The sequence below is a fragment of the Paenibacillus sp. JDR-2 genome (assembly GCF_000023585.1).
Lineage (GTDB): Bacteria > Bacillota > Bacilli > Paenibacillales > Paenibacillaceae > Pristimantibacillus.
In genome coordinates, this window is sequence record NC_012914.1 from 4100788 (window position 1) to 4126171 (window position 25384).

The following is a 25384-nucleotide window of genomic DNA, read 5'->3' on the forward strand; positions in this document are numbered from 1 at the left end:
GCTGCCTTTTCCTTATGTCTTTAACGTTATCTTTTTGCGAACAGAGCCTATAATCCACAGAATCAGTGGTATCCCTACCAAATTAATCGGGAAGATCCAATCATGCCAGATGGACTTTGCATAGTTCATCGTGTCGTTTGTATTATGCGGAAGCAGGGAAAGGACAAATACAATCGGGGCTATCCACCAAACGGTCCGTCTCCATTTCTTTATGCGAAACAGCTGCGCGGTACCGTAGCTTGTGATGAACATGTAAAGGGACAGCTTCGTAAAGATACTGACAATCCATAACACAACAATCAAGATGTCTATGTTTTGGAGAAAATCCATCACCGAAATAAACGATACGACGGAACAAAGCGGATAAATAAATTTAGCCGGCAAATTAGGCCCAAAAACCAACAGGACAATTGCGGTCATGGACAGAACGGCGGTTGCAGCGGCAACTACTCCAAGCATGGAGGCTTTCATGACTTGCTGCGGCTTTTTCACGAAGGCCACGAGCATGACCACCATAAACGATTCCGCCAAAAAGGAGGCAGGCGTCAAGCTTCCTTCGAGAATAGGCTTAATCCCCGTGTTCGCGTATATCGGGAGCAACCTGTACCAATCCCAGTCCTTCATGCTGAGGATAAAAACGAAAATACAGCCGATAGCGGTCACAGGCCCGATAATTTCGCCGCTGCGGGCAATGCTCCTAAGTCCCCCGCTGCCGGTGGCATACACAACCGCGCCTAACATGATAAGAATGATCGCCCAGAGCGGTGTCGCATTAAATAAAGTAATGAACACGAAATCGGCGAATTCTCTTAATATAACGCCGGTCACCGTAATCCACATGAGGAAATAAGGAATTAACACGAGTTTTCCAAGCCATCTCCCAAGGATCAGCTGACTGGATTGGATAAACGTCATCTCCGGATACAGCAGACTTAATTTTACGGCAACAAAGGTTGTGGCTAATGCAATCAAAGTGGCAAAGAGGATTGAAATCCAAGTATCCTGTTTGGCCAAAAAAACGGCGGGCGACAGCGTAAAAATCGCCGTCATGCCAAATTCCATTGTGAACATCAACCAAAACAACTGATAACCGGAGATTTTCATTATTTAATCTCGCTTTCTTTATATTGAAGAGGAGGTCCAACCAAACCTACGTATTTCAAATTGATTTTGACCCGCACGTTTACTTCGATCTCCGGAAAAATCGTTTCCCATTGGCTCTTCATACGGTTCCATGCGGCGGGATGCTGGCGGTTCAAAATATGATTAAAGCCTAATACGTCGGTTCCGTATTTCTTCTGGACCTTAGTAATCATGGCAAGAACATGTTCGCTTGTCTTCTTGTTGATTTCATTCTGGACCAGCCTTAAATTTTCCGAGTTGTTCAGGTTCAAATTCGTATTATTCTCGGAGACGTGTCCCGAGCCCGTCAATACAACCTCCATTTTCACCTTATTAGAGTCCGATACGCTGCTCTTTAAGCTGGAACCGAAGTGATGGATAATAACGCCTACGCTCCCGCCTGCTTCCGGAATTTCTTCCGCCAAGTCCAAATAAGCGATTTTCCTCAGAATCCATTGCCGGTAAGCGCCCTCCACGAAGTTCAAATATCCGACCAGCTTATAATCGTGGTTAAATATAGCGCGGCCATAAAACCGGATCGTCTCTTGCGGGGAATCTCCCTTTACGATATCGACAACGGGCAAGGTCGGACTGCTGCCTTCGTCACTGGCTGCCATTATGAAATCAAGATAGGACGTTCCCGTCGTTCCTCCTATTGCCCGGTGAATTTTGACGGACGCAACCGAAGGAATCTTCTCTAACGGATAATGCACCTGCAGAGCTTCCAGTCCCTTCCCGCCTTTAACTACCCAAATATCCAATCGAATCCGATTGCCGGGATCCCGGGAGAAGCCATCCAGCATATCCTTAATCCCATGCTTGGCCAGTTCCTCCCCGATATAATAATTCCGTCTGTGGCCGCGGGTAATTATCCGGGAAAGCTTCTGCCGCGTTTGCTGAACAGCGTCCAGAAGCGTTTTTCCGCTGCCCGTTTCTATAAAATAAGGATCCCCATTGCTCGATTTGCCCGATACTCTGGATGGGATTATAAATTGCCCCGCAGACAAATAGCTCCCGTCTTTCGCCAGATCCGTCGATGCGGCCAAATCAAATGCCCGGTCGGACAACTCTTCGCGGTCCCAGCAGCCCGTCGCGATAACGAAGCAGGCTACACATAAGAGAATAGCTCCAGAGCGGTATTTCATCCCAGATCGTCTCCTTGGCTGCCTCGTCTCTGACCTTTGGGAAATCGAAACCCGTTACGCTTGGAACCCGATAACGGCAACGTGTGCATGCTCCATCTTGGCGCACGGATGAGAATGTCCTTCAAATCGGATTTGGTCAGCGGTGAAACCGGACTTAGATAAGGCACTCCGAACGACTCCAGGTTCGTCAGGTGGATATGAAGGAATAACGTTGCCATGGCAATGCCGTATAGCCCAAATAGCCCCGAAAAAATAAGCATCGGGAAACGAAGCATTCGAAAAGCGATTCCCATGCTGTACCTGGGAGTAATAAGCGAAGCGATACCCGTTATTGAAACCACGATAACCATCGGAGCAGAAACTATACCCGCTTCAACGGCTGCCTGCCCGATAACCAGGGCGCCAACAATGCTGATAGCCGATCCTGTCGGCCGCGGCATGCGTATTCCTGCCTCGCGCAAACCTTCGAACAGAAATTCCATTAGAAAGGCTTCAATTACCGCGGGGAAAGGAACGCCCTCTCTCGCGGAGGTAATGCTAAGCAAGAAATTCGCGGGCAGCAATTGCGGATGGAAGGTGGTAATGGCGACATACATGGAGGGCAGGAACAAGGAACCGATAATCAGAACCATCCGCAGCCAGCGGATCATAGTGGCGTACAGGAATCTTTCATAGTAATCGTCCGCGGATTGGAAAGCACTCCATAAGGTACATGGGGCGATAAGAACAAACGGACTTCCGTCTACGAATACCGCTACTTTCCTTTCCGCAAGATAGGCAGCCACTATATCCGGGCGCTCCGTATTCTGAACTTGCGGAAACAAGGTAAACGGATGATCTTCAATGAACTCCTCGATAAAATTTCCGCCAAGCACCGTATCGATTTGAATTTGGCTGACACGTTTACGGACCTCTTCGACAACCGATTCTTTTGCGATTCCCTCTATATAAGAGATAACTACGGTAGTTTTCGATAGACTGCCGACGGTAACCGACTCCATTTTAAGTCTTGGACTTTGAATTTTCCGGCGAAGCATGCTTGTGTTTACGTTTAGATTTTCGGTAAAGCCTTCTCTTGGCCCCCGTATCGTAATCTCATTGGAAGGCTCTTCAACAGCCCTTTGCTCGAAGCCTTTCAAATCTGCGATGACAGCATGCTTGGCCCCGTCCGTCAGGATGACCACATTAGCCGAAAGGATCCCGTGTACAATCTCGTTTATGGACTTTGCGGATGTCGTTTTTGAGACGGCTACCAGCTGTTGCTCCAATATGGAATCAACTGACTCTTTATCTCTCAAGTCGATAGACGGTGATTCCAGCATCCAGGGCTTTAACAACACATTATCCAACGCTTTTGTATCTACTAAACCATCCATATAGACTAGTAAAGTATTAATTTGACCATAGATTCGGATACGCCGGAAGACGACGTCGTAACAGTTGCGTAATATCTCTTTAATCGTCTGTTCGTTTTCTTCAAGACACTCAAGGAGCGGAGCATCCGCTTCAGGTTTGGAGCTTGCGTCAGCAGACATGTTACACCTCCCGGCTTAGAAAATGATTATGCTCATAGTTTCCTTCTTCCAGCCGTTTTAAACGTTACTTGCCGGTGAGGCAGTGTCCGTAGAATAAACCTTTCAGAAGTATAATTACCGTCTGTTTGATGGAACATAATGGTGAATTTCCCTGAACGATGAATTTGTTGACCCGAAAGGATTTTTTACTTATGAATAAGAAATTAAGCGTAACCTTAACGATTCTACTCTCTCTCGGGTTAATGGTCTTAAGCCTAAACGCTTACGCGGCTCCAACTCCTAAAGCAGTCTCGGAGCCGTCCCCATCCACCGCTATCCGCCCGTTTCAAGTCCATATACCGGAAGCCGAGCTGACCGAGCTGCGCAAGCGAATCAACGAGAGCGAATGGCCCGACCGCGAGACGGTCAAGGACCAATCTCAAGGTACGCAGATGGACACGATGAAGGAGCTCGCGCGTTATTGGGCTAATGATTACGATTGGCGGAAATTCGAGGCGAAGCTTAACGGCTATCCACAGTACATCACCAATATCGATGGCTTGGACATTCATTTTATCCATGTCCGCTCGAAGCATAAAGGAGCTTTGCCGATCATCCTTACGCATGGCTGGCCGGGTTCTTTCATCGAGATGATGAAAATTATAGATCCGCTTGCGAACCCTACGGCTTACGGCGGAAAAGCATCCGATGCATTTGACGTGGTAATTCCCTCCCTGCCGGGCTACGGATTCTCCGAAAAGCCGACGGAGCCCGGTTGGGGACCGGACAAAATTGCAAGTGCCTGGATCGAGTTAATGAAGCGTCTTGGTTATGACAAATACGTGGCGCAAGGCGGAGACTGGGGAGCGTTAGTCACCGATCTGATGGCGGTGCAGGCGCCTGAAGGATTGATCGGTATTCATTCCAATATGCCAGGCACCGTTCCGGCTGGCATCGCAAGAACGCTCCAGTGCGGCGATCCGATGCCAGCCGGGCTCACTTCCGAAGAAAAGCGCGCGTTTGAACAGCTGGCTGCCTTCGACAAGCATCTCGGCTATGCCGATTTAATGGGCACCCGGCCGCAAACGTTAACCGCGCTTGCGGATTCACCGATTGGTCTCGCAGCCTTTATGCTTGATCATGACGACAAAAGCCTAAAACTCATGTCAAATGCATTCCGAGGCAAACCCGGTGGGCTCTCGCGAGACGATATTCTCGATGACATCAGTTTGTATTGGCTGACCAACACGGCGATCTCATCGGCTCGTCTCTATTGGGAGAATAAATATCCGTTCTTTGGCGTCAAGGGCGTTAAGCTGCCGGTTGCGATCAGCGTGTTCCCCGACGAGCTCTACGAAGCGCCATTAAGCTGGTCCAAACAAGCTTATCCTAAGCTTTTCTATTACAACGTGCTGGATAAAGGCGGGCATTTCGCCGCTTGGGAGCAGCCGGAGTTGTTTACAAGCGAACTCCGGTCCGCATTCGGCAAGCTGCGTTAACCATCTTAAACAACGAAAAAGGTCAGCCAGAATTCTCCGGCTGACCTTCCATTAATTCAACAATGCCGTCCAGCTGCCAGGAAAGCGCGATTGTTCCGTCCAGCGTCCAGCTGTCCGGAAATTTATGGACCTTTCCGTTTCGAACGGCCGGCAGCAGACTCCATTCAACGCTTTCCATGATTCGCTTGTACGTTTCTTTTGCCCCGTCCATCCTGCCGTGAACGATAAAGATCCGGTCCGCTTTATACTGCGGGAACTCCTCTATAGGAATAAACAGCCGGGATGAGCTTGTCAGCATCCGTTTTTTCAAAGCATACGGAATGTCAAAGCCTAGCACCTGATAAATGACCGGCACTTCATTAGGCTTGTAAACATAGATTCTCTCATTGACCACATGATAGAAAACTGCCGTTTCCTTCTTCCCGATCATCTCGCTTGCCTGCAGCTGTTCCTTGATTTGCCTGGCCTTCCCCTTATAATCCGCCATCCAGGCTTTTGCCTCGGCTTCCTTGCCCAGCAATTTGGCAACATGCTTCATATTGTGAAGCATGTTGCTTTTCAGCTCCAAGGATAGTGTGGGGGCAATCTTCTTGAGGTCTTCAATAAGTTCCGGCTCTATAAAAGCGTTCACGATAATTAAATCCGGCTGTAATTCCGCTGCACGCTTCAGTCCGGTCGAATCGCGGGCAATACCTTCCATTCCGCTTGTATATTTGGGATCCAGCCAGCGTATTAATCCAAGCTCGGCACCAATCGGCTTGATCCCCAGCGCCATAATATCGCCAAGATGCGAGAACGCGATAATCCGTAGCCGGGACCGTTTGATCTGAAGATACTGCCTTGGAGAGACGCCCGCAACCTTCGTAAATATACGGGTAAAATAATACACATCCTGATATCCGACCGTTTGCGCGATATGCTCCAGCGGCCTGTCGGATACAAAAAGCAGCTCCTTCGCCCGGTCGATTCGCAGCTTGGTGATATATTCCTTCGGATTGCTGCCGGTCAGCTTCTTGAATAACTGCCTGTACTGCCAGACGCCTAGCTTGGCTTGCTTCGCAAGCTGCTCTAGCGAAAAGGGCTCTTTATATTTCGTCTGAAGCTCTTTTATCGTCCGTTCTACGGCAAGAAGGCTGCCTTGCTCCCGGTATTCCTCCTGATTCTGTTCCAGCAGAAAGAGAAGCAGCTCCTGAAAACGGACATGCTTCTTGAACAATTGGAATTCGCCGGTCATCTGCCGCGGAAGCAGATCCGCTATATATTCAAGCAATTGAGCAAAAGGCTGGCATTGCAATGGTCCGATTGATGACGACGGAATAGCCATCGTTGGCGCCGCTTCCGTGCTGCGGATTGGCTGGAACGTAAGCTCATAGTATCGAAGCCCGGTCGTGGATCCATTCGAAATCGTCATGGTCATATCGGGACTTGCGAGCATGCATTCCTCCTTGCTGACCGAATATTCCTGCCGGTCAAGCCATACCGTTCCTCGTCCTTCCAGGAAGGCTACCAACCGGTAACTGCTTCCGCTTATGACGTCCTTGCCATCCGGCGGCAGATTTTTCTCCTCAAGCTTCAGCATGCTGTAAAACATTTAATTCCCACCTTAATTGAGAACCGTTATCGGATCATATAAATTGATCGTATACGAAAACGAAAGGTCCTTCAACCATGAAGTTGAAGGACCTTTTTTCCATTACTTTTTAAATTGAGCCAAAGCTTCGTCGAGCTGCGCGTTTAATGAGGTCGCATCGCCAAGTCCCCATTGATTCGTTACCGTATAGATTTGATTTTTTTTGGAGGCGTTAAGGCCTTTCAGCACTTCGCTCTTCATCAGCTTATCGAAGGTCTGCTTCGTTACTTCCGAAGCGTCGTCCATCTCCACGAACAAATGATCCGGGTTAATGTCGGCCAATCCTTCAAGCGTTACCGTCTCCCAGCCAAAGTTCTCGTCTTTGTCCAGCAGCGGCTGCAGCTTCGCGGGAGGAGTAAAGCCAAGCTGACGGTATAACGTGAAGCCGCCGTTGCGAACGCCGGAGACCCCCATGTCCTGCCCGGAAACAATAAGAAGCAGACCGGTTTCGCCCGGTTGAATCTGTTTGCCGATCTCATCCTTTGCCGTTTTGGCTTTCGCTTCATAAGCGGAAATCCAGCTTGCCGCTTCTTCTTCCTTGCCAAGCATCGTTGCCAGGCTGTTCAGATGCTCGTAGGGATCCGGGGACCAGAAAGCAAGCTTGGCGGTTGGAGCAATCTTCGCTAATTGACTATATTCCGAGTCATCGCCCGTATCGTCCGTAATAATAAGGTCCGGAGCGGCAGCCGTGACGCTTTCCACATTGACCGGACGGTCTCCAACCGACTTGGCGCCGGATAACAGTTCTCCGTACGTCGTCAAATTATAATCGGTTGTATAGGCAGGTTTAACACCTAAGGCAAGCAGATCCCCAACATAGTTAATCGCTGCGATTTTTTGAGGCTGAGAAGGAATTTGCAGCTCCTTGCCCGTTGCATCCTTATAAGCGCGTGTAGCCGGCTCAACCGATGCTTCCGGAGTAGGAGCTACGGTTGCCTCAGCAGAAGCGGCGTTATTAGCAGGTTTGTTCGAATTGGAGCAGCCTGCCGCAACCAGCATAATAAGCAGGATCACGCTCCAGACAGACGTTTGATAAAAGCGGTTCATAGTAACCTCCAGTAATGATAATCGTTCTCATATAAATTTAAATGACTTTACTCTCTAATAAAATGGACAAAACTGTGATCCTATTCTATCAAATGTGTGATTGCTATTTTTTCACAAAAATAAAAGAACTATTCCCGGCCAAAAGTCAGGAATAGTTCTTGCTTCATTCTTTTATTCCGCTATCAAGTTCATCTCAAAATCCTCGTCGCGGTCGCATACGAGAATCCCGTCCCGCACATCGAGCCGTGCTGCTTGAACGGATGACCGGCGCTGCTCGTATCCTTCTTTTGCTCCCTCTTGCATCCCGTAACGTCCCGGATGAGTGAAATAAAAGACATACGCTTCGTCCCCGGAGACGACTACATCCGCATGATGGCCAATCCATGCGTCATCCTTCCGAACGCCTGGAGTTTCGAGAATCATCCCGTTCCGCTCCCAATTGTCCAAGTTATCGGAGCGGTAAACGCCTTGGCCTCTCCATTCGTCGATAATCATCCAATAGCTGCCCTTGAACCGGAATACATTTGGTCCTTCATGCCCGCGATGCGTAAGTACGGGTCTGGCGCTATGCCAATGGTACAAATCCTCGCTGTCCGCCGCGTAAGTAGCCGATCCATGCTCTTCATCCTTATACCACATCCGGAAGCCTCCTCCCGGAAGCTCATGGACGCATACGTCAATCACGCGATTCGAGCTTAGCGAGAGCGGTCCTTCCAACTGCCAGTCGATCAGGTTTTTGCTCGTATAATGAATAATCCGGCGATCTCCCGTCCACTGCACCCGGATGCCTTGAATATAGCTGACGTACATATGATAGATGCCATCATGCCAATAGATTTCCGGTGCCCAGAACGTATTGCGCCCCCACTCGAAATCAAGCCCTGGCAACGTCCCCCGGTAAACCCAGCTCCGTCCGCCATCCGCAGACGTGGCGACTCCAAGATCGGAGCCATGCACCCAAGCGACCCCAGGCCCTTCAGCCGTTGCCCGTCTGCTCGTATAAACCATCCACCATTCTTTTGTTTCCCGGTTATAGATGACCGTAGGATCCGTTGCCCCGTCATAGATCGGATCTCTGAATAAAGGTGCTTTCATAGCCGCTGTTCCTCTCCGTTTCCAGTTGGAATTAACCTTTTACCGATCCTAGCAATACGCCCGAAATAAAGAACCGCTGCGCAAACGGGTACATGACAATCATCGGAATCGACGCGATTACCATGGAGGCTAATTCGATCGTACGCGACGTAATCTCTCCTTGTCCTTGCGCCAGAGACAGCAGCTCGGATACCGCGGGATTGGACAGCGAGGCCGAGCTTGACAGCTGCTCTACCGCCGAGCTTGTCTGAAGCAGCTTCAGAATCAAATACTGCAGGGTCTGGAGGTCATTGGACTGCGTAAAATAAAGCGTTGTTCCGTAATCGTTCCAGATTCCGACCGCCGTAAAGATCGACAATGCCGCCAATACCGGCTTGGACAGAGGCAGAACGAGGCGCAGGAAAATCGAGAATTCGCTTGCCCCGTCCAGCTTGGCGGATTCAAACAAAGCATCCGGAATCGCTTTGTAATTCGCATTCAGAATAATAACGTTCCAGAAGCCTCCAAACAAAGAAGGAATAATGTATACCCAATAATTATCATAGAGATGGAGCCAGTTGATCAATAGAAAAGACGGGATAAGGCCGCCGCTGAAATACATGCTCGTAAATCCAAGCGCCATATACCATTTTCTCCACTTTAAGTAGGGACGCGAGAAGGCGTAAGCGAACATCGCCGTATAAAAAATCGAGATGATCGTTACGAACGCCGTACGGGATATCGTAATCCAAGCTGCGCTGAGCAGACCAGGGTCGGCCAGAACCGCGCGCCAGCTCGCCCAAGTAAAAATGCGAGGCCATAGAAACACCGGTCCGCGCTGCAGATCAATCCCGCTGTTCAGGGAACTGATAATGGCGTACCAAAAAGGATATACGGTCACAATCATGATCACGACCATGATTACTGTATTCGTAACGAAAAATGTACGGTCTCCTAGAGACTTTCCTCCAACCATACCGGGATGCCTCCTTAGAACAGACCTGATTTTGTAATTTTTTTCGAAGCATAGTTAGCTCCCACTAGAAGGACAAGCGCAAGAACGGACTTCATTAATCCGATAGCCGTTGCGACATCGAACTGGAAATTCAATAGGCCCGTCTGATAGACGTACGTATCGATAACCTGGCTCGCAGGCAGGTTCAAGGAGTTCTGCAAGACATAGATTTGCGTAAAGTTATTGTTCAGCATGCCGCTTACCGCGAAAATAATCATAATCATTAAAGTTGGCATGATGCCGGGCAACGTAATATGGAACATTTTTTTGAACCGTCCCGCTCCGTCGATTGCCGCCGCTTCGTATAACGATTGGTCGACGCCGGCCATCGCGGCCAAGTATAGAATTGCTCCCCATCCGAGATCCTTCAGCAGATTCGTCACGATTGCCAGACCCCAGAAATAGCTTGGATCGGACAGAAATTGGAGCGGCTCCTTCACCAGATGCAGATGGACCAGCAAATAGTTTATAATCCCTTCCTGCGGATTCAGAAGCGTAATATACAAGCCGCCATATATAACCCAGGACAAGAAATGCGGCAAGTAGGTAATCGTCTGAATAGCCGATTTGAACCTGGTACTGACGATTTCGTTAAGCAGCAAAGCGAAAATAATCGTAACGGGTATGCCGACAAGCGATCCGATCAGATTTATGCCTAGCGTGTTTTTGATCATGGGCCAAAATTGAAAGTTGTCAAAAATAAGCTTGAAGTTATCGAAATGATTCCATGGGCTTGTGAAAATCCCTTTAACGCCGCTGATCGGATCATAATGCTTGAAAGCCATCAGCAGACCAAACAGCGGCAAAAAGCTGAATACGATAATGGAGATCACGCCAGGCCCAATCATAACCGCTAGCTCGGTCTGCGTTCGCAAGTCGGATTGCAGCGCGTAGCCCTTTTGTTTCTTCTTTTTTTTATCCGACGGATTCATCAGCTGACTCCCTCCTGCTCAAGGGAGGACCGTGCCGAAGCTTTCGACTCGGCTTTGACACGGCCCCCTTCATCCCTTACTTAAGAATTAAGAATTGATGCCTTTAATGGTTGTACCGTAGCTTTCCTGCTGCTTATGGAACTGCTCGTTGATTTTCGCATTGATATCTTCGATTCCCATCTTCTTCACCTGAGCGATCATATCGTCATAGAGCTTATCTCTGGATGCATCGTCTTTAGCCAATACGATTTTGGAGATTTGGGCTTCCAGGTAAGTCTTGATTTGCAGTTGATCGTTCGCCAGCTTGCTGCCGGCTTCAATAAAGTTGCTAGGCATGCTTAATGCCGATGTATCGTAAATTTCCGAGTTTTTGCCGATTGTGGTCTGCACCTGCATCGCCATTACGCTGTCCGCTCCTTTATTGGAGGTAGGAGCAACCGTTGCATGGTCATGCCAAGCAATATTGTGGAACGGCCAGAAGGCAAATACGCCAGTTTTGGAATAATCCGCCGCATCCTTCAGACCTTGCTCGGTCTGCACCGCAAGTCCGTTTGCGTCCAGCGTATAGTCGCTTCCTTCGAAGCCGTAATAGTTAAGCAGCAGCCCTTCGTCGCTGGTCATGAAATCAAGCCATTTGGCAATTCGCTCCGGGTTAGGCGCATCCTTCGAAATAAACGTATTCATCCAGCCCGTGCCTGCTTTCAAGGAACGTCCTGCTACCGGCTTTGTTCCCTCGCTCGACATCATCGGACCGGGCGTAACCCAGGTGCCAACCGCGTTCTCGTCCGTAAATCCGGTATTGGCCGAGTTGCCGATAAAACTGAATACGCGGCCGGATTTGACCGATGCTTTTGTCGAGGTATCATCCACCGTCATCTGGCTTGGATCAAAGGCTCCTGCTTTGGCCGCTTTGTACAGGAAATCAAGCGCATGCTTCGTTTCCGGTGCCAGGATCACATCTCGGTAATTGCCGTCTTTATCGACCGGCATAACGCCAAACATCGCTTCCAGCGTGCCTAGCGTACCGCCATGCCCTGTTCCGCCAACCGATAAGCCCTGATAGTTCTTCCCGTCGATCAGCAGCGGAATTACCGGAGTGCCATCGATCTTTAAGCCCTTCACTTTCTCGTAAGCGGCAAGCACGCCGTCTTCGGTCTTCAGGTCCTCTTCGGTAATGCCGGCTTGCTTCATAATTTCCTGATTGAACATAATCGAGTTGTTATTCCGGAACTTCGCGGCATCCGAATAAAATTCGCTGGAAGGCGGATAGATCTCCCGGGCATCCTGCGTATCCATATGGCTCGGATAAGCGTACCAGCCGCCGTCGCGCTCGGTTAAGGCTTGCTTCAGATCCTGCGGAAAATTCGTCAGCAGCGGAGAGGACGGATTATATTTCTTCAGAAATTCATCCAGATTCCATACTTTGTCCGCGTCAATCAGCTTCTTCTCCAGCGTGCCGTCCGTCAGCGTCATGATGTCCGGCAGCTTATTGGACGAGACCAGCATCAGGCTTAATTTCGTTCCCGCATCCTGAGCCGGAATGTTGAATTCGAACGATAAACCGGTCTTGCTTGTAATGGTCCCTTCTACCGAATTGGGATCCGAATTCCATGGCGACGGCGGATTCCATCCGCTTACGTCAGAGAACCACGTCAGCTTGACCGGAGCAGTATTCTCCGCCGCGCCGCTTGAGGAGGACGGTTCCGCGGAATTGGATACCTCGTTATTCGTCCCTTCCTGGCTGTTATTCGGTTGATTCGAACTGCAGGCTGAAAGCGCTATCGAACAAGACAATAGCATGACCGTCCACAAGCTGTAATGCTTTCTCATACCTTTGTTCCCCCTTAAGACTTGTAATGGCTCTTACCCTTCCCATGATAGTTGAATCCAGCCCTCAGCCATATGTTTGTAATTTTGCAAATTGGTGCGGATTGTAGATAGCGCTTTCATATTTTTCTGAACTTGCTTGGCGTTAGCCCGACATGTTTTTTAAACAGCTTGTTGAAATGAAAATAGTCCTTGTAGCCGACACGCTCCACAACCTCGTGAACGGATATAGAGCTTTCCTTCAGCAGCTCTTTTGCTAGCGCGATTCTTTTGCCCGTAATATAGTCCGAATAAGAGGTTCCCGCCTCCTTCTTAATCAGGAAGCTAAGATAGCTGAGGCTCAGATTAAAACGTTTGGCGATTGCGCCCAGCATAATATCCTCCGTAAAGCTTGTATCGATATAGTCCATTACGGCTTTGACCTGCCCGCTTATAACCGGGAGATCAGGCGTACCTTCAAGCTCGAAGCCATTTTTCAACCTCTCGAATACGGCATCTATCGAAGAATAGATCCTTGCCAGCTGATCGCAAGTCAGAAATTCAATATCCTGCTGTGAACTTGCTTGGCTGTAATATTTATGAATAAGCGAGATGATCTGATTGTACACGCTAGCGAATTGATCCAGCTGCATGCCTCGGCACTGCTCCATAAGCCGCTGAAGGCATTCCTGCATACCCGTCAGCTTGCGTTCTTTCATGCTCAGCTCCAACTGCAGCATAGTTCCCGAGATCCCGGCGGCCGTTGCCTCATGCTCTTTATAACGGACAATGCGGTGATCCGGATAAAAGCATGAAGTGAATAACGCGATATCTGCCGCATGAAACACCTTGGAGAGCGGATACGACAAATCCGACGGCATACTGATACCGATATGGCTTGCATCCTTGAGATTGCCGGTTATAAAATCCAGCAGATCAGCAGAATGCGCTGCTTCATCATAAAGGAGAATATAGGACAGCTTGTTTGAGCCTGTCCTCATGACATGGGCATCCATCCCTGACAATTTCGCAACTCTCTCGGAGGAATCCGTAACCGTGGCATACCAAAATACAGCATTGATTAGCAGAACATTCGAATGCTCCGGCTTCATTCCCCGGTTGCATAGATACTGACCAATCGTGGTATTGCCGTCGGCATCCAGCAGCTCGAACAAATCGTTCAGCGGTGCATCGGGGTCGCCGGCATCCAGCTTTTTCTGCTCCAAATGGCCTCTCAGACGCATGATCGTTTCGAGCAGCTGTTCCTTCTCGATTTGCTTCAGCAAATAATCAAATGCGCCAAGCCGCAAAGCCTGCTGGGCATATTCAAACTCGGAATACCCGCTTGCGAGGATAACTTCCGTCCCCAGCTTCTGCTTGGCTATTTCATTCAGCAATTCAATCCCATTAAGCCCCGGCATCCGGATATCCGAGACAACCACTTCGGGACGATGCTCCTCAATAAACCGCAAAGCCGACGAACCATCGTAAGCTTGGCCAATAACCTGATACCCTTCCGTTTCCCAATCAATAAGCTTCGAAATGCCGTAGGCTACCCAAGGCTCATCATCCACGATTAACACGCGATACATGTTCGGTTCCTCCCTCGACGACGTGCGGCGGGAAAGAAATCCTGACGCTCGTCCCTTCATTTAACACGCTGTCAACCTCAAGCGAAGCAGCTTCGCCATAGAATAAATGCGTCCGGTTATAGATATTGGAGATTCCGATTCCCTTTTGCTTCCCCTGTTCCCCTGAGACAAATTCCTGGCTGCCGATAAGGCCATCCCTTAACTCTTGCAGCTGGCACTCGTTCATACCGTAGCCGTTATCTTGAACAAGAACCCTGATCCGGTGATCGGCGGACTTATGAATATCGATCAACACTTCGCCTTCACCCAGCTTCCTCTCCAGCCCATGAAATACCGCGTTTTCAACAAGCGGCTGCAGCAGCATTTTGAGCATCGTTTCGTTCAACAAATCCTCATCGCAGCGGATAACGATCTTAAACCGCCCTCTGAAGCGGAAATCTATTATTCTCGCATATTCCCTAATATGGGCCAGCTCCTCCGCAATCGTCACAAAATTGCTCCCTTTCACCGCATAGCGGAACATGCGCGACAGAGATTCCGAAATATCCGCAATATCTCGGACATCATGGTAAAAGGCCATGGCGCGGATGCTTTCCAGCGTGTTATAGAGAAAATGCGGATTGATCTGATTCCGGAAAGCCGATATTTCCATCTGTTTTTTGGCCAGCTCAATTTCCAGCATCCGGATTTGGGTAGAGCGGACCTCATCGCTCAGCTCGCTTATATCGTCCAGCATATTATTCAGCTTTTGGCCAAGCACGCCAATCTCGTTTTTGTGAACGACCTGATAGCGGCTATCCTCACCGTTTTTCGGATAGGACTTGATGAAATCCATCAACGATTTAATCGGCTTCAGAATTCGGGTGAAGAAAATAAGCAGGAACATACACAAAATGCCGAACATAATCGCGTAGGTGGTGATATTGATCCGTTTGACCGTTCCCAGCTCATTAAGCAGCTCGCTCTTCGGAATGATACTGATCAGCTTCCAGCCGGAAGGAGCAAGCGTAATCGACTGGACGATAAATTTCGAGTTTGCCTTCCACTTGCCTACGTTCACCGAGTCGCTGCTGGACACCTTGCCTTCGCTGGTTAAGATATGATCATTCCGGTCGAGCAACATAACCCGGGAGTTGGCCGTAACTTTTGCGCTCCTCAGAATCGGACTCAGGTTAGAGACATCCATCACGTATCGGCCGGTCCCCCGGTATTCCGTTGCGATATGGTTGCTGTCCAGTCCGTAGATTGGAGCCGTAATAATGTAAAAATGCTCCGTCGGGCGGTCATCCAGATTAACCAGGCCGGAATAGGACATCGTCTGCACGGGAGCCGTCGTCTCGTCCTGACCCTCGCCAAGCCTTGTCATTAGCTTCCCGCTCCGGTCGTATAGCTGAATTCCCCTTATATTGGATTTCATCGACATCGTGTTGGCGAATACAGACAGCACTTCGCGGTTCATCAATACCCGGTCCAGCATATCGTCCGTATTGATATAGGTCTGTACGGTAGGGCTGTAAAACAAGAAGGTGGATATTCCTTGCATGTCGCCGTCAAAGCTCGTCATCTTCTCGTTGACCTGTTGCAAGATGGTATTAACGGATGCGGTGACCTTCCGTTCGATAATTTGCTGGGCAATACGGTTCGTAATGATATAAGTAATAAGCAGCGTGACCAGCATAAGCGCAATCAAAATCAAGATTTGCCTCATCAAGCTGGGCTTCCATATCCGGTTCAGCATAACGTTCCCCTTTTCGAATAGCGGCTGTATGATCCTCTAACAGAAGAAACAACAAAAAAACCGCTTTTTAAGGCGATTTTTTTGAAGACTTGCTTTATTTCACTCTGAATACCGTAATGGAATGCTTGGGAAAATCGTACGCAAAACGGTTGCCTTGGGCACGGAATTGGTTCTGCTTTGGAGCTACTCGGTCAGGCGTTTCGAATGTATTCTCTTCATCCAGCGAATGGCCGGACATTTCGTAGACATCAATGTTCAGGAGCGGTTTCCGTAAATCTGCAAGCACAACGTCAGCGCTAACCGAGCTGTCCTGCACATTCACAACCTTAATGATGGCATCGCCGGTTGCCCGATCATAGCTGGCGGAATAATACAATGGCTCGATAAGCGGCAGCGTATCTTCTGTTTCATTGTATAGTTCACCATTAATCCAGGCGCGGATCTGACGACCCGATACCTCCAATTTCAAGCTGTATTCTTTATGATCTTCTACGTTAAAAATGCTTTGGGTGAGGACGGAGCCTCTTCCATTGATATTGGAAGCAATAATGGAATCCTGATTCTGCCAGCCGCCAAACTCCCAGATCCGCTTATTCTTCTCGTCCGTTTGTCCAAACTTGAGATTAAAGCCTTTAGGTCCGCTGATTCTTTGGGCTTTCAGGGTTATCGTATAGTTCTCCCAATCCGTATCTCCTAGATCGATTGTCCGGATCGACGTCCCGTTTATTCTGTCTTCTTCCGTATCGGAGAGCGTGCAAGGCAAGCCTCCGTTCAGCTCTTTTACTTCCCCGTTATCGTTGTTCACCAGTACGATATCCCAATAACGGAAGGAGCAGCGGTCCGTCTCCAGGGATAAAACGCCGTTAATCGGCATCTTCATATTGTGAGGAGCAGCTTCCAGACCACTCGCTTCGATTGTTAAAAGCTGATCCCCTTGATGATGCATAAACAGCTGCTGCACATAATAGTTAGGCGTGCCGTAAACCTCATGATTGTTGAACCAGATCATATCCGGTTTCCAGTTCACGTAATCGACGTTGCACAGGAGCGGTGCATAGCAGGCAAGTCCTACGGCATGCGCGTTTTTCTCAAGCCCCGTCATGTAAGCCGCTTCGGCAAGCGCGTTGTAATACGTGTTCCCCCAGGAGGCGTATTCGCCCAGAAAGACTTTCGGGTCATCCGCTTTAAAGTTGTCGTACCGATGGTAGTTGGCCAGAAACCATTCCGGCGAGCTGTAATAATGCTCGTCCACCAGATCCGACTGATGCTCTCTCGCAGATTGCCAGCCGCGTTCATATTCCGTTCCTGCGGCGAACGGGCCTGAGGAATTTATAACTTTGATATTCGGATACTTCTCTTTAATGGCGCGATGGAAGTACGGGTAACGTTCAAAGAACGGCTCTCCCACTTCTTCGTTGCCGATTCCGATATACTCAAGCCCGAACGGCTCCGGGTGACCCAGCTCCGCGCGAATCGCTCCCCACGTAGTTGAAGCATCGCCATTAGCAAACTCGATGAGATCAAGCGCATCTTGAATCCATGGCGACAGCTCTTCGATCGGAACGATTCGGTTGTGATGCGGATCGTATCCGCCCGGCAGAATCGGGATTGGCTTGGCTCCAATGTCCTCGCATAATTGAAAATATTCGTAATAGCCGAGGCCAAGCGTCTGATTATAGCGCCAGTTGTTCCTTCTAGCCGGTCTTTGCTCAACGGGGCCAATCGTGTTTTTCCACCGGTACATGGAGTTCCTGTCATCCGGGTTCAAGGAACCGTCATGCACGAGGCAGCCGCCAGGGAAACGCATAAACTTTGGCTTCAGGTCGGCGAGCAGCTTCGCAATATCCTCTCTTAATCCGCCAGGCCGGTTAAGATACGTCTTCTCCGGGAAAAGGGATACCATATCGAGGTACAGCTTCCCCTGCCCTCTTGTCACAAGAACAAGACGGCAACCCTTATCCGTTGCAGTGGACGTTATTACAGCCTCGTATTTTGTCCATTCAGCCGACTTCACCTCAATGACAGCTTCGCCGTAAACGGAACCGTCTATCCCTTCGATTGTGACGGTCAGAGGTTCTTGGGAGCTGGCGTCACGCCGCGCAAATATCGAAAATAAATAACGGTCTCCTTGCTTGACGGGAATACCGCTGTTGAAACCAAGGTTCATAAGCCCAACGCCATTACCCTCCGCAACAATATCTATTACCGCATAATGAGGGTTACGCGCGTTAATCGGATGGCTTTCCCCGATTGTAATTTCCGTCTGTCCGCCGCCTCTTTCCACCTTTTCCCAGGCCATTAAAGCATGGTAATCGGGATGATCGATCGGATCAAATTCAAAGGAACGGTTCCGAACAAGCTCCGCGTAGAGTCCCCCATCCGCCGCATGATTCAGATCCTCGAAAAATATGCCAAACAAGTCGCCTAATTCCGCGCCTCGTTCTTGTGTGCGTATCGTTAATGCCGGCTGTGTGCTCATGTCGATTAAATCTCCTTTGCCCTCTTTTTCTTAAGATTCTAAGGAGTAGCGCCTGCGAAAACAATTCATTATCCTGCCTTATAACTGACCTATCCTGCTATCCATAGAGAACAACCCGGCAGATCTGGTATAATTCCTTCAGCATCATCTCAATGAGGAGCTGAATACGTAATGGATCACTACAAGCTTGCCGGGCTTGGGCCGAATGAAACGATCGGAATCTTGCCCGATTACTATTTTCCGCCTTACATTACGCTTGCCCATATGTTCTCAGCCCCAAGCAATTGGGCAATACACAACAGGGAGATGAAGCAGTATGTCCTTCAATATGTCGTTGACGGCATAGCGGACTACCCAATCGAAGACACGCCTTATACGACAACGCGCGGAGATCTGCTCTTTCATCGCCCCATGGAACGGCACTCCATTCTTCCTCATTCCTCGGAGCCGTACGTTTGCATCTCCATTGTTTTTCACTTTGGCCTCTCACCATTTCCAATCCCCGAGTTGTATGAAAGCGAGCATTACCTCGGCAACTTTTCCGACCATCCCATCGATAACATGCTATCCGAACTGGTCACTTCTTACAGACAGCCTGGTTTGATTCATCAAATGCAATGCCAAAGCCTGCTGATGCGCATCCTGTCAGAAGCTTCCCAGAGTAACAAGGAACATTCTCAAGCTAAAAACGATGCCTCGAATAAACCTCAAATTGTGCTTGTTAAAAATTATCTGCACGAACACTATGACCGGGATGTACAGCTCAAGGAATTAGAAGAGCTTAGCGGCTGGAGCAAAAACTACCTGCTGCTCGTATTCCGCAAATATATGGGCATGTCCCCAATGCAGTATTTAACCTGGCTGCGAATAAATAAAGCCAAAGAGCTGGCTATCCATTCCAACCTTACAATCAGCGAAATTGCCGAACGCGTCGGTTATTCGGATGTCCATACCTTTGGCCGCATGTTTAAAAAGAAAACCGGACATAGCTTAAGTCAATTTTGTGCCAACCTGATTCACTCCTGATGCTCACCGTTTTTTATATTTTTCTCCAGTAATTCTCATGGGGAACGCGATAAGCAGGCGGAACATCTTCCTCGGACTCGGAAAATGCATAAGCTCCGGTTGGGTGATATTCAAATGCCTGCTCCCCTTCGGTATACCCACAATGCTCCCGTCTGTTTATGCAGTCCCGCAAAATGCGCTGTTTGATAGGGAGATAGTCCGTCGTATGCGGTCCAAAACCTGTCTCAATCTCGCCTGGCCTGAACTCGTAATAGACCGTACGCCGCAGAGCATTCCCTTCTCCTTCCGGTGAGCCGTGCAGCAGCTGGATATTGTAAAAAATGACATCTCCTGCCTTAAGCGGAACCGGAACCGCATCGTTGGTCTCAAAACCTGGCCTGGAGCAGCGTTCATCTGCTTCGGCTGATTCCCAATGCTGACTTCCCGGTATAACCCAAAGGCAGGAGCCTTCATCCGCATCATCCAGGTAGAAGTCAACGTTGAAGATAGGCCTTGGATCCAGGCAGCCGTCCGGCATTGCCGCATCACGGTGCCAAGGCACGGAGGCCGCGTTACCCGGCGCTTTGACGACAAGCGAATCCCAGGTCGGGATTAAATTCGGTCCTTGCAGCTTCTCCACGGTTCGCAAAATAAACGGGTGGCCCAATAGCACTTTGGCAGCTTCGCATTTATCGATAATAAATTCGGTCCGCCAGTACACCTTGTCCCCATTGGCCCGAATTCGGTACAAATAATCGCCGGCCTCCGTTTGGCCTGCAAGTCCATTTTCGATGATTTGAAGAGTCTGCTCCTGCAGCAATCTTAGTTCTTCGCCCATTAATGCATTCCGGATAATCAGATAACCGTTGTCCAGAAAATATCGGGCTTGCTCATCCGTAATAACAGACTGCAGCTTTGCATCCGCTTCCAAGAAATCTTGTTTAGCACTCATTATTTAATCAACTCCTCTTCGTATGCGGCAAGATAGCTTAACTATACCGGGAGATCGCTAAGAAAGATTTAGCTGGAAGCAATGATTTGGTTGCCGAAAGCACACAAAGCCATCCCGCGAGGGATGGCTTTGTAACGAAAGAAAAACGAATGCTATTAAGTCGCAATCTCCTGCTGGATGACATGGCTGTTATGCAAAAAGGCCGGCCGTTCTACCTGATATAAATCGTAGATTTGCTCGGTATGATTGATTCGCGAATACATATACGGATTAAGATCATTGGCAAGGGTGACATAGGGCAGCTTCTCGACCGCTTTTTTTGACCGGATATTCTGCTTGCGGATTTTCAAAAATACCGTTTCAATCTCATGCTCCAGAAAGAGCTCTGTGAAAAAAGCTTCCTTAGCCAGCTGGTTATACCCTTTGCCGAAATAAGGAATGCCGATCCATGTAGCCAGAAAGCCTGTATGATTAACAATATCGTAGAGGTCGATACTGCCAATGGGTTGTCCCGTCTCATTCAGAATCGTTCTTGAAATACATGTGCCCTGCTCTTCTTCGACGATCAACTGCTTGGTTGCAAATAGATATTCTTCATGCGACTGGGGTTTGTAACGAACATAAGGGAAAACAGCGGGATCAACCAATAATTGATACAAGGAGTGGCATTCGTGCAAATCTCGTTTTTTAATCATCGTATCTATCACCCTAGTCCTTGAAAGTCGTCTTCTCAAGTATATAAAAGGACATGTGGGATTGTATGAACGCCACGTTTTGTTTGTGTAAATTGCGCTTGAAAAAGGACCACTCCAAGTCAATCGGAGTGGTCCTCTCCTCTAGTTAAAAGTTAGCGTAAATCCGCTCTGAACGTAGTTCACGTTCGGGTAGGCGATGTTTCTCGTAACCAGATTGTTAAACGTTGCCGATCCGTTCCCCGTATAGGTATAGATTGCAGCGCCCAAATGAGGGCCCGAGAATCTTGAGGTCGTTACCCCGTCTTTGCCCGTACCGTCAATGGTCACGTTGTTGAAGACGATATTCTCGAAGCCTCCGCCATAACCGAATTGGATCGCATCACGCTGCGCATTGAGGATATCAATGTTGGTAAAGGTCACGTTTTTGATCGAATCATTGGAAGCTTCCAGATCGATCGCTCCCCGTTCCCCGTTGTACAAGTCCTGACTCGTGCCGCTATTAATGATCGTTGTATCCGAGATTGTAATTCCCGTATTATTCTGGAAGTGATAACCCGGGAAGACCGTATTCAGACGGACGCCGGAGCCGCCAACGGTATCGATAATAACGTTGTGGTCGGCTTTATGTCCGCTGCCGCCAAAGAAAGCAATGCCTGCTGCGCGCCAGTTGTTCTCAATAGTGTTGTAAGAGAACGTATTATTCACGCCTGCGGGAGCGCCGTTTGTGTTACTCGTCCAGACCGCCAGGGCATCGTCACCGTTATTGCGAAGATTGCTGTTGCGAACGATGGAATTGCTCGTTCCTTGGGAGAAGTTGACTCCGTCAGCCAGGTTGTTGCGGATACGGCTGTTCTCGATCGTCAGCCCATTCGCGTAAATCGCAGGCGTATGAGCGTAATCCCCAACCCAGAAGCCGCATTCAAAATGCTCTACCCATACATCATGAATTTTGGAGTTCGTTCCGAAGTTATCCATAAAGCCTTTGTAGATTGCATTCTGCCCGTAACGGGAACGGAGCTTCGAATTCAGGTAGACATTGCTGAAGTCCAGCTTGCCTGTAATCCGTAGCGAAATCCCTCCTCCAGCCGCATTTGGGTTCGTGAACTGGATATTCGTATACCAGTAGCCCGCTCCCGTAATCGTCAGGTTATTGATCATATTGCTGACCGAGCCTATCTCCCACATGTTGCCCAGATGGAAAGTACCCGCAGGGATATACAAGGTTTTGTTGGCCGCAACCGCTGCGTTAACCGCTGCTTTGAAGGCCGTAAGATCATCTTGCCCGTCATTGGCAATCGCGCCGTAATCGGTAACGGACACCGAATTAGCCGGTTGGGCAATTGCTGTCGGAACTTGCTCAACCTCGATGAAGTCTACCCCGTATTCAATGCTGTCATTTCCTTTCTGAATGCGAACGGTATCTCCCGGCTGAAGCGGAGTATCCAGCTTCCAATGCACCTCGTCGAAGCGGAACAACGGCCTTCCTCCGCCCGGAGCATCCGCCGGCATATCTCCCGAGAAATATTGCCAGTTGTAGTAGGAGCTTAACGCTACGGTCTTTACTTTCACGTTGTTGACATAGACGTCAAGGGAGCCGCTCAGGCCCATTCCGTCCGCCGAGTCAGGCATAGTAAAGCGCATCGTCACGCCCGCTCCGCCTTCACCCTGACGTACGGTCCATTGCAGATAGGAACCGCTCGAAGGAAGCGCGATATATTTTTGCCCGGAAGCTTCGGATGCCGTTAATGCCTGGTCGAAGGTTGGCGCGGTCTGCAGCGTTGCTCCGCCGCCTCGGGTTGCGTCATCCGTATCGTAACGGGTATACGGCACGCTTGCGCCACGGACCGAATAGACTACCAGATTCGTTGTGTTTACGTTATTTCCTTGCTTGGACGCCGCTTCATTAGCATCTGCCGCAATGGTTGTCGTTACGGTGTAATTGCCGTTGACGGCCGTCCAGGTGCCTGGAATGCTTACATTAGCCGAAGCCCCCGAGGCTAAAGAGCCGTTATACGAACCGCTGAACGTTTGAATTGTGGAACCCGCCGAATTTTTCAAGGCAACGGTAATGGCATGGGAGCCGCCAGCGGAAGCTACGGTACCCTGGTTTTTCAAATTAACCGTAAACGCAATCGAATTGCCGGTTACCGGATTGTTAGGCGTCCATGAGGTTGTTCCGACGAAGTCGGCGCTTGCAATTGGCGCAACCACCAATGCCGCTGCGTTCGTGTAGCTGTTATTGTTGTCATTAAGCTCGATGATGGCATTATTCTCGTCTACTTTCGCGCTGACCGAGTAGCTCGCTGCTGTCTTGCTGCCGACGTTTACGGATACCTGAGCTGAAGCACCGGCAGCTAATGCCGCGACTGCAGCAGAACCGGCAAGCTCGTTGTTCAGATAGAAGTTGACGGTAGATGCCGCGGAGCTTGCATTGCCATCATTTTTAACCGTTGCGTTAAGCGTAATTGCACTGGATTCATCCGGTGCAGCCGGCGACCAGGACAAGCCTGTAATCGTCAAATCCGGATTGGCCGCAGGCGTGCCGAATACCTGGAACTCTGCAATTTGACCTGCCGGAGCTCCGGAATTGGACGTCATGTTTAATTGAAGCCGTTTAACCGTTGCCGTAACCGGAATCGTCACGGTGTTGCCGGAAGCCGGGTTAAAGGTATAAGACTGCGATGAGACAAGATTGCCGAAAGTTGTTGTCGTCTGATTATGGCCAAGCACTTGAATCGTTTGGGTGCGCGTGCTCCACTCGCTCGCCGGATTCAGCTTCAAGACGATGGAGGTGACATCGTAGTTTTTGCCGAGATCAAGAGTCAGCGTGCTTGGGTTGCTGCTACCTTCCCAATACGTGCTTGTATTGTTGTCGTTAGCGTTCGAAGCCACAAACGCTTGCGTGTTTGAGGACGCCGTCATGGTCTTGCCAATCGCGATGTTATCGGTTGCCGGCGGTGTTGGTGTCGGTGTTGGTGTTGGTGTTGGTGTTGGTGTTGGCGTTGGCGTTGGTGTTGGTGTCGGTGTCGGTGTTGGCGTTGGTGTTGGTGTTGGCGTTGGCGTTGGCGTTGGCGTTGGTGTTGGTGTTGGCGTTGGCGTTGGTGTTGGCGAGCTGGACGCCGTTACTTTGATCTCGTCAATGTTAATGTTCGCGGAGTCGCCGGCATCGTATTTATAGGCAATCGTGTTGTTGCCTGCGATAAGCGCAAGCGTCTCCACCTTGGTTCCCCAAGTATCCCAATTCGCCAGACTAGGCAGCGTAGTTTGACGAATTTTAATGCCATTGACATAAATGCTGACTGTACTCGAAGCGCCGCTCGCATTGGCATACTTCAAAGTCACGTCATAACTTCCAGCGGAGGATACGTTTGCCGTAAATGCAGTCGAAGCCCCTTGCGTCCAATAACCGTCAACAAATCCGGTACCGGAGAAGCCCGTATGATCGGTATTTACCTTGGCCCCGCCCGACAAAACAGCGGCCTCCGCTTGATATGTACCGGGCGCTCCGGGAGTGCTCGCTCCGTAAATTTCGAACTCGGATAACTGCGCTGCCGGCCATCCGTTATTTGCCGTAACATTCAAACGAACATAACGGGTGCTTGCCGCGGCAAAGTTGATCGTAACCGTGTTATTCTGAACGGATGGATCAAACACATAATTGGTTGAAGCAACGATGTTCGATAAAGCCGCGCCGTCCGTGCTTCCTTGGACTGCCAGGGTTTGCGTCCGCGCGCCCCAGCCAGCGGGCAGCTTCAGTACAATCTGATCGATGCTTGCAACGGCACCTAGATCAACCTGAATCCATTGCGGGAACGCGTTGTTCGCGCTTTCCCAATAAGTAGCCTGATTGCTGTCTTTCACATTGTTGGGCGAATACGTTTGCGATTGTCCGCTTGCGGTTATGGTCTTGCCCAGCGTTAAGTTTTGTCCGCCGGCAGCAGAGACCGGCTCTCCTAGTGATACGAGCAGGCTGGTGATCAGCATTGTTGCAATCAGCAGCCATGCGACATACTTGTTGCGCATTCTATTCCTCCTCAAATGATAACTCTTATTGGTCTTTCACTTGGAAGCGATTACAAGTTGTCCCTTAACGGTCCTCCTCTCCATGGCATATCTCTAATTATAGAAAGGATTAGCCT

At 49.5% G+C, this 25384-nt stretch carries 17 protein-coding genes; 2 read left to right on the forward strand and 15 right to left on the reverse strand.

Annotation, left to right across the window (positions count from 1 at the left end; all coding sequences use genetic code 11):
• Positions 1–12: 12 nt before the first annotated feature.
• Genes PJDR2_RS18145 through PJDR2_RS18155 form a run of 3 tightly spaced genes read right to left on the reverse strand, consistent with a single transcriptional unit; the run spans position 13 to position 3802 of the window.
• The gene (locus PJDR2_RS18145; RefSeq protein ID WP_015845174.1) at positions 13–1104 is read right to left on the reverse strand and encodes a GerAB/ArcD/ProY family transporter; all 1092 of its coding nucleotides are present in this window, start codon (positions 1102–1104) and stop codon (positions 13–15) included.
• The gene (locus PJDR2_RS18150) at positions 1104–2267 is read right to left on the reverse strand and encodes a Ger(x)C family spore germination protein (protein ID WP_015845175.1); all 1164 of its coding nucleotides are present in this window, start codon (positions 2265–2267) and stop codon (positions 1104–1106) included. The genes PJDR2_RS18145 and PJDR2_RS18150 overlap by 1 nt, the downstream gene beginning before the upstream one ends.
• On the reverse strand, positions 2264–3802 hold the full coding sequence (locus tag PJDR2_RS18155) for a spore germination protein (RefSeq protein ID WP_015845176.1): 1539 nt from the start codon (positions 3800–3802) through the stop codon (positions 2264–2266). Before PJDR2_RS18155 ends, PJDR2_RS18150 begins: the two co-directional genes overlap by 4 nt.
• Positions 3803–3993: 191 nt before the next feature.
• On the opposite strand from PJDR2_RS18155, the gene PJDR2_RS18160 reads away from it, so the two are divergent.
• Entirely contained in the window at positions 3994–5280 is a 1287-nt protein-coding gene (locus PJDR2_RS18160; protein WP_015845177.1) for an epoxide hydrolase family protein, read from the forward strand.
• A gap of 22 nt (positions 5281–5302) precedes the next feature.
• Here PJDR2_RS18160 and PJDR2_RS18165 read toward each other — a convergent pair whose 3' ends face one another.
• The 9 genes from PJDR2_RS18165 to PJDR2_RS18205 form a co-directional block, all read right to left on the reverse strand.
• The gene (locus PJDR2_RS18165) at positions 5303–6871 is read right to left on the reverse strand and encodes an AraC family transcriptional regulator (protein ID WP_015845178.1); all 1569 of its coding nucleotides are present in this window, start codon (positions 6869–6871) and stop codon (positions 5303–5305) included.
• Between the two features lie 102 nt (positions 6872–6973).
• Positions 6974–7957 carry an ABC transporter substrate-binding protein gene (locus PJDR2_RS18170; protein ID WP_015845179.1) on the reverse strand — a complete coding sequence of 328 codons (984 nt, stop codon included), beginning with the start codon at positions 7955–7957 and terminating at the stop codon, positions 6974–6976.
• Between the two features lie 171 nt (positions 7958–8128).
• A complete protein-coding gene (locus tag PJDR2_RS18175) occupies positions 8129–9052 on the reverse strand; it encodes a family 43 glycosylhydrolase (protein WP_015845180.1) in 924 nt (307 codons plus the stop codon).
• Positions 9053–9083: 31 nt separating this feature from the next.
• Positions 9084–10007, reverse strand: a complete 924-nt coding sequence (locus PJDR2_RS18180) for a carbohydrate ABC transporter permease (protein ID WP_015845181.1) — start codon at positions 10005–10007, stop codon at positions 9084–9086.
• Between the two features lie 14 nt (positions 10008–10021).
• Positions 10022–10978 (reverse strand): ABC transporter permease, encoded by a 957-nt coding sequence (locus PJDR2_RS18185; protein ID WP_015845182.1) that lies wholly within the window; start codon positions 10976–10978, stop codon positions 10022–10024.
• A gap of 87 nt (positions 10979–11065) precedes the next feature.
• Positions 11066–12808: an extracellular solute-binding protein gene (locus tag PJDR2_RS18190; protein ID WP_015845183.1), complete on the reverse strand. Its 1743-nt coding sequence runs from the start codon at positions 12806–12808 to the stop codon at positions 11066–11068.
• A 116-nt stretch (positions 12809–12924) separates the two neighbouring features.
• Positions 12925–14376, reverse strand: a complete 1452-nt coding sequence (locus PJDR2_RS18195) for a response regulator transcription factor (RefSeq protein ID WP_015845184.1) — start codon at positions 14374–14376, stop codon at positions 12925–12927.
• Positions 14351–16114, reverse strand: coding sequence for a cache domain-containing sensor histidine kinase (locus PJDR2_RS18200; RefSeq protein WP_041613505.1), 1764 nt, complete (start codon positions 16112–16114; stop codon positions 14351–14353). The genes PJDR2_RS18195 and PJDR2_RS18200 overlap by 26 nt, the downstream gene beginning before the upstream one ends.
• Positions 16115–16208: 94 nt before the next feature.
• The gene (locus PJDR2_RS18205; protein WP_015845186.1) at positions 16209–18593 is read right to left on the reverse strand and encodes an alpha-L-arabinofuranosidase C-terminal domain-containing protein; all 2385 of its coding nucleotides are present in this window, start codon (positions 18591–18593) and stop codon (positions 16209–16211) included.
• 171 nt (positions 18594–18764) lie between these two features.
• Here PJDR2_RS18205 and PJDR2_RS18210 point away from each other — a divergent pair, with 171 nt between their 5' ends.
• Positions 18765–19619, forward strand: a complete 855-nt coding sequence (locus PJDR2_RS18210) for a helix-turn-helix transcriptional regulator (protein ID WP_015845187.1) — start codon at positions 18765–18767, stop codon at positions 19617–19619.
• A 13-nt stretch (positions 19620–19632) separates the two neighbouring features.
• Here PJDR2_RS18210 and PJDR2_RS18215 read toward each other — a convergent pair whose 3' ends face one another.
• From PJDR2_RS18215 to PJDR2_RS18225, 3 genes are all read right to left on the reverse strand, one after another.
• A complete protein-coding gene (locus PJDR2_RS18215; RefSeq protein WP_015845188.1) occupies positions 19633–20550 on the reverse strand; it encodes a phytanoyl-CoA dioxygenase family protein in 918 nt (305 codons plus the stop codon).
• A gap of 155 nt (positions 20551–20705) precedes the next feature.
• On the reverse strand, positions 20706–21245 hold the full coding sequence (locus PJDR2_RS18220; RefSeq protein WP_015845189.1) for a GNAT family N-acetyltransferase: 540 nt from the start codon (positions 21243–21245) through the stop codon (positions 20706–20708).
• A gap of 141 nt (positions 21246–21386) precedes the next feature.
• Positions 21387–25268, reverse strand: a complete 3882-nt coding sequence (locus tag PJDR2_RS18225) for a discoidin domain-containing protein (protein WP_015845190.1) — start codon at positions 25266–25268, stop codon at positions 21387–21389.
• Positions 25269–25384: the final 116 nt, after the last annotated feature.

Bases quoted from the DNA above. Each gene is read 5' to 3' on its own strand.
- PJDR2_RS18210 (WP_015845187.1), top strand. From the start codon at position 18,765: ATGGATCACTACAAGCTTGCCGGGCTTGGGCCGAATGAAACGATCGGA.
- PJDR2_RS18150 (WP_015845175.1), bottom strand. From the start codon at position 2,267: ATGAAATACCGCTCTGGAGCTATTCTCTTATGTGTAGCCTGCTTCGTT.
- PJDR2_RS18175 (WP_015845180.1), bottom strand. From the start codon at position 9,052: ATGAAAGCACCTTTATTCAGAGATCCGATCTATGACGGGGCAACGGAT.
- PJDR2_RS18145 (WP_015845174.1), bottom strand. From the start codon at position 1,104: ATGAAAATCTCCGGTTATCAGTTGTTTTGGTTGATGTTCACAATGGAA.
- PJDR2_RS18200 (WP_041613505.1), bottom strand. From the start codon at position 16,114: ATGCTGAACCGGATATGGAAGCCCAGCTTGATGAGGCAAATCTTGATT.
- PJDR2_RS18185 (WP_015845182.1), bottom strand. From the start codon at position 10,978: ATGAATCCGTCGGATAAAAAAAAGAAGAAACAAAAGGGCTACGCGCTG.
- PJDR2_RS18170 (WP_015845179.1), bottom strand. From the start codon at position 7,957: ATGAACCGCTTTTATCAAACGTCTGTCTGGAGCGTGATCCTGCTTATT.
- PJDR2_RS18215 (WP_015845188.1), bottom strand. From the start codon at position 20,550: ATGAGTGCTAAACAAGATTTCTTGGAAGCGGATGCAAAGCTGCAGTCT.
- PJDR2_RS18225 (WP_015845190.1), bottom strand. From the start codon at position 25,268: ATGCGCAACAAGTATGTCGCATGGCTGCTGATTGCAACAATGCTGATC.
- PJDR2_RS18155 (WP_015845176.1), bottom strand. From the start codon at position 3,802: ATGTCTGCTGACGCAAGCTCCAAACCTGAAGCGGATGCTCCGCTCCTT.
- PJDR2_RS18220 (WP_015845189.1), bottom strand. From the start codon at position 21,245: ATGATTAAAAAACGAGATTTGCACGAATGCCACTCCTTGTATCAATTA.
- PJDR2_RS18190 (WP_015845183.1), bottom strand. From the start codon at position 12,808: ATGAGAAAGCATTACAGCTTGTGGACGGTCATGCTATTGTCTTGTTCG.
- PJDR2_RS18165 (WP_015845178.1), bottom strand. From the start codon at position 6,871: ATGTTTTACAGCATGCTGAAGCTTGAGGAGAAAAATCTGCCGCCGGAT.
- PJDR2_RS18195 (WP_015845184.1), bottom strand. From the start codon at position 14,376: ATGTATCGCGTGTTAATCGTGGATGATGAGCCTTGGGTAGCCTACGGC.
- PJDR2_RS18205 (WP_015845186.1), bottom strand. From the start codon at position 18,593: ATGAGCACACAGCCGGCATTAACGATACGCACACAAGAACGAGGCGCG.
- PJDR2_RS18160 (WP_015845177.1), top strand. From the start codon at position 3,994: ATGAATAAGAAATTAAGCGTAACCTTAACGATTCTACTCTCTCTCGGG.
- PJDR2_RS18180 (WP_015845181.1), bottom strand. From the start codon at position 10,007: ATGGTTGGAGGAAAGTCTCTAGGAGACCGTACATTTTTCGTTACGAAT.